This is a genomic window from Bradyrhizobium sp. (assembly GCF_019242285.1).
In the GTDB taxonomy this organism is placed as follows: Bacteria; Pseudomonadota; Alphaproteobacteria; order Rhizobiales; family Xanthobacteraceae; genus Bradyrhizobium.
Genome location: NZ_JAFAVV010000499.1, coordinates 1 through 3,601, shown reverse-complemented (window position 1 = coordinate 3,601; position 3,601 = coordinate 1). Strand labels below are relative to the sequence as shown.

General features: G+C 64.2%; 4 protein-coding genes and 1 pseudogene. 1 reads left to right on the top strand and 4 read right to left on the bottom strand.

What is annotated here, in order from left to right:
* A partial coding sequence (locus JOY90_RS19675) for a DUF1150 family protein (RefSeq protein ID WP_291692774.1) occupies window positions 1–142 on the top strand: 142 nt, incomplete at its 5' end.
* Window positions 143–296: 154 nt separating this feature from the next.
* On the opposite strand, the gene ptsN is transcribed toward JOY90_RS19675, so the two are convergent.
* The 4 genes and pseudogenes from ptsN to JOY90_RS19655 form a co-directional block, all read right to left on the bottom strand.
* Window positions 297–758, bottom strand: a complete 462-nt coding sequence (ptsN, locus tag JOY90_RS19670) for a PTS IIA-like nitrogen regulatory protein PtsN (RefSeq protein ID WP_291692773.1) — start codon at window positions 756–758, stop codon at window positions 297–299.
* 216 nt (window positions 759–974) lie between these two features.
* Entirely contained in the window at window positions 975–1,577 is a 603-nt protein-coding gene (raiA, locus tag JOY90_RS19665; RefSeq protein WP_291692772.1) for a ribosome-associated translation inhibitor RaiA, read from the bottom strand.
* A gap of 148 nt (window positions 1,578–1,725) precedes the next feature.
* Window positions 1,726–3,321, bottom strand: a complete 1,596-nt coding sequence (gene rpoN / locus JOY90_RS19660; RefSeq protein ID WP_291692771.1) for an RNA polymerase factor sigma-54 — start codon at window positions 3,319–3,321, stop codon at window positions 1,726–1,728.
* Between the two features lie 163 nt (window positions 3,322–3,484).
* A pseudogene (locus JOY90_RS19655) lies at window positions 3,485–3,601 on the bottom strand (LPS export ABC transporter ATP-binding protein); the annotation flags it as partial.

The window sequence follows — 3,601 nt, the reverse complement described above, 5'->3', positions numbered from 1 at the left end:
GCAGGCGCCCCGTATTGCCCCGGGCCTCAAGCTCTTCGCCCTGCATGCCGCCGATGGCACGCCGATCATGCTGACCGATTCGCGCGAAGCGGCGGTCGCCAATGCCTGGAGCAACGAGCTGCAGGCCGTGAGCGTGCACTAGCGACGAGCAGGCGCATCCTCGAATTCAGATGCGCGGGTGTCGGCCTCCTCGATGCGAGGCCGGCATCCGCGCATTTCATTTGGCACCCGTAGCCCGGGTGAGCGGACCCGGGGAAAGTCCCGCTACACACAAGTGTTGCAAAACTTTCGGAAGATCAGGCCGCGCTCGCGGGCGGCAGCGCCAGCACCGAATAGATCGCCGGCGCGTCGCGCGAGGCACGCAGCTTCTTGGCGACGTCCTGGTCGCGCAACAGCCGCGCGATGCGCGCCAGCGCCTTGAGGTGGTCGGCGCCCGCGCCTTCCGGCGCCAGCAGCAGAAACACCAGATCGACCGGCTGGCCATCCATCGCCTCGAAATCGATCGGACGCTCCAGCCGCGCGAACAGACCGAACAGCCGCTCGAGCTTCGGCAACTTGCCATGCGGAATCGCCACGCCGTAGCCGACAGCGGTGGTGCCGAGCTTCTCGCGTTGCAGCAAGACCTCGAAGATCGCCCGCTCGTTCTGCCCTGTGAGCTCGGCCGCCTTCGCTGCCAGCTCCTGGATCGCCTGCTTCTTGCTGTTGACCTTCAATGCCGGGATGACCGCCTCGGGTGCGACCAGATCGGTAATCGTCATGGGGCGTTCCGAGGTGCTTGAACCGTCAGTTGCGAATAGGGCTCTCGACAAGCCGTCATCGAGCGTCTTGCAGGGGACACGGGCTGGTGCCCTGGCCTCTCGATTTGGGGGGCTTCTACTCCAACGCAAGGGCGGTGCCAACTCCTACAAGCACGTTCCATCAGCCTATCCTTAAAAACGCTAACGCACGTCAAACCGGCCTAAAAAAGCCGCAAGCTACGCTCTGACGGCGGTCGGATCGACCCATCCGATGTTGCCGTCGGAGCGGCGGTAGATGATGTTCACCCTTCCGCTCGAACCGTGCTGGAAGACGAGGCAGGGCGCGCCCGAGAGATCGAGCTCCATCACGGCCTCGCTCACCGACAGCCGCTTCAGCGCGGTGGTCGCCTCCGCGATGATCACCGGACTGTAGCCATCGACCTCGCCCTCGCCTTCCGCCGGTGCTTCGATCACATAGCTCGACGCATCCAGCGTCGGCGCCACGAGCTCCATCATCGCCACATTGGCGACGTGGGTCTTGCGTGCGGAACGATCCTTCAGCCGGCTCTTGTAGCGGCGCAGGCGCTTCTCGATCATCAACAGCGCGGCGTCGGCGCTGGCATAGGCATCGGGCGCGTTCGATTCGGCTTCGAGCGTGATGCCGGAATCCAGATGCAATGCGCAATCGGTCCGGAAGCCGAAGCCGTCCTTGCTCAGCGTGATGTGGCCGGAATAGTTGCCGTCGAAATATTTGCGCAGCACCTCCTCGGTGCGCTCGCTGACGCGCCCGCGCAGCGCTTCACCGACGCTGATGCTTTTTCCCGAAATCCGCAAGGTCATCGGATGCCTCGATATTTTCTGGCGGGGAGAGAACTCTAACGCGATTTGGCCGGGGCGCAATCGCTGCGCCGACCGCTTTCAGCGACTTCGACAAGGCAACGTCGTCACGCTCGAATCGCGCGCTGGCGCGACAATGCACCCCAAACGCCTAGATCGGCAACGCCAGGGCACTCTGCTTGTCGCGGCGACGCTGCACGGAGGACGGGATCCGCATCGCCTCACGGTACTTCGCGACCGTGCGGCGGGCGATGTCGATGCCGAACTCGCGCAGGCGTTCCACGATGGTATCGTCGGAAAGGATGGCGGCCGGTTCCTCGGCATCGATCAATTGCTTGATATGATGGCGCACCGCTTCCGCCGAATGAGCCTCGCCGCCGTCGGCCGACGCGATCGAGGCGGTGAAGAAATATTTCAATTCGAACGTTCCGCGATTCGTCGCCATGTACTTGTTCGCGGTCACGCGCGACACCGTCGATTCGTGCATCTGGATCGCATCCGCCACGGCCTTCAGGTTGAGCGGCCGCAGATGCGCGACGCCATGGGTGAAGAAGCCGTCCTGCTGGCGCACGATCTCGGTCGCCACCTTGAGTATGGTGCGGGCGCGCTGGTCGAGCGCGCGCACCAGCCAGGTCGCGTTCTGCAGGCAGTCGGTGAAATAGGATTTGTCGCCGTCCTTGCGGATCGTTCTGGACAGCTCCGAGTAATAGCTCTGGTTGACCAGAACCCGCGGCAAGGTGTCGCTGTTCAGCTCGACGTGCCAGCCGCCATCGGGCCCAGGCCGCACATAGACGTCCGGCACCACCGATTGCATCCGCGCGGTGCCGAATTTCAGCCCGGGTTTCGGATCGAGCCGCCGGATCTCGCCGATCATGTCGAGGATGTCCTCGTCGTCGACGCCGCAGACCTTGCGCAAGCCGCCAATGTCGCGCTTGGCGAGCAGATCGAGATGCTCGACCAGGGCCTGCATGGCGGGATCGTAGCGATCGAGCTCGCGGAGCTGGATGGCGAGGCATTCGCTCAAATTCCGGGCGCAGACCCCGGGCGGATCGAAAGTCTGCAGCACGGCAAGCACGGCCTCGACATCGGCCTGCGCTGCGCCGAGCCGGTCGGCGGCCTGGCCGAGATCGGACGGCACATAGCCGGCGTCGTCGACGAGGTCGATCAAATATTGGCCGATCATGCGCTGCGAGGGATGGGTGAAGGCCACCGCGAGCTGCTCGGCCAGATGATCGGCCAGCCTGACCTCGGCGGCCACGAAGGCCTCGAGATTGTAGTCCTCGTCATTGGAGGCGCCGCCGCCCCATTCGGTGTAGGTGGTGGGCGCCGCATCCTGGGCGTTGCGCGCGGCCGCCTCGGCCGGCTCCTCGGAGAAGACGTTGTCGAGCCCGGTGTCGAGCGTCTGCTCGATCTCCGTCCGGCTGCCAAGGTCCCGGCTCAGCCATTCCTCGGCCGCCGGCTCGAAGCCGTCGGCGCCGCTGGCGGTGTCGACGGTGCCCGTCACATCGCCGCCGTTCATGACATCCGCTTCGTCGTAGTCGGGGCGTTCTTGAACCGCTTCGCCCGCGACCGGCGGTTCCGGACCGTCGCTGGCGCGTTCCAGCAGCGGGTTGCGTTCCAATTCCTCCTCGACAAAGGCCGACAGGTCGAGATTGGATAGCTGCAGCAGCTTGATCGCCTGCATCAGCTGCGGCGTCATCACCAGCGACTGGGACTGGCGGAACTCTAATCTCTGCGTCAGCGCCATGGAGGCAGGAACGATCCGTGAGTTGGTCCGATTCTTGCTTAAACTACTCCAGGACCGATGTACACGGCTTGACGAATGAGAAAATTTGATGAGCGGCCGATCAATGGAAGGTCGTTAATGATTTCCCGCCCGGGTTGCCCGATGGCTGGAACCAAGCCCCAGGTCAGAGCCGGAATTCCTCACCCAGATACAGGCGGCGCACGTCGGGGTCGGCGACGATCTCTTCCGGACTGCCCTCGGTGAGAATCTCGCCGGCATAGACGATATAGGCGCGGTCGGT

What these genes read in the sequence shown, in the direction of transcription:
- raiA (WP_291692772.1), bottom strand. Translation starts at nt 1,577, where the DNA reads ATGACCTTGCGGATTTCGGGAAAAAGCATCAGCGTCGGTGAAGCGCTG.
- ptsN (WP_291692773.1), bottom strand. Translation starts at nt 758, where the DNA reads ATGACGATTACCGATCTGGTCGCACCCGAGGCGGTCATCCCGGCATTG.
- rpoN (WP_291692771.1), bottom strand. Translation starts at nt 3,321, where the DNA reads ATGGCGCTGACGCAGAGATTAGAGTTCCGCCAGTCCCAGTCGCTGGTG.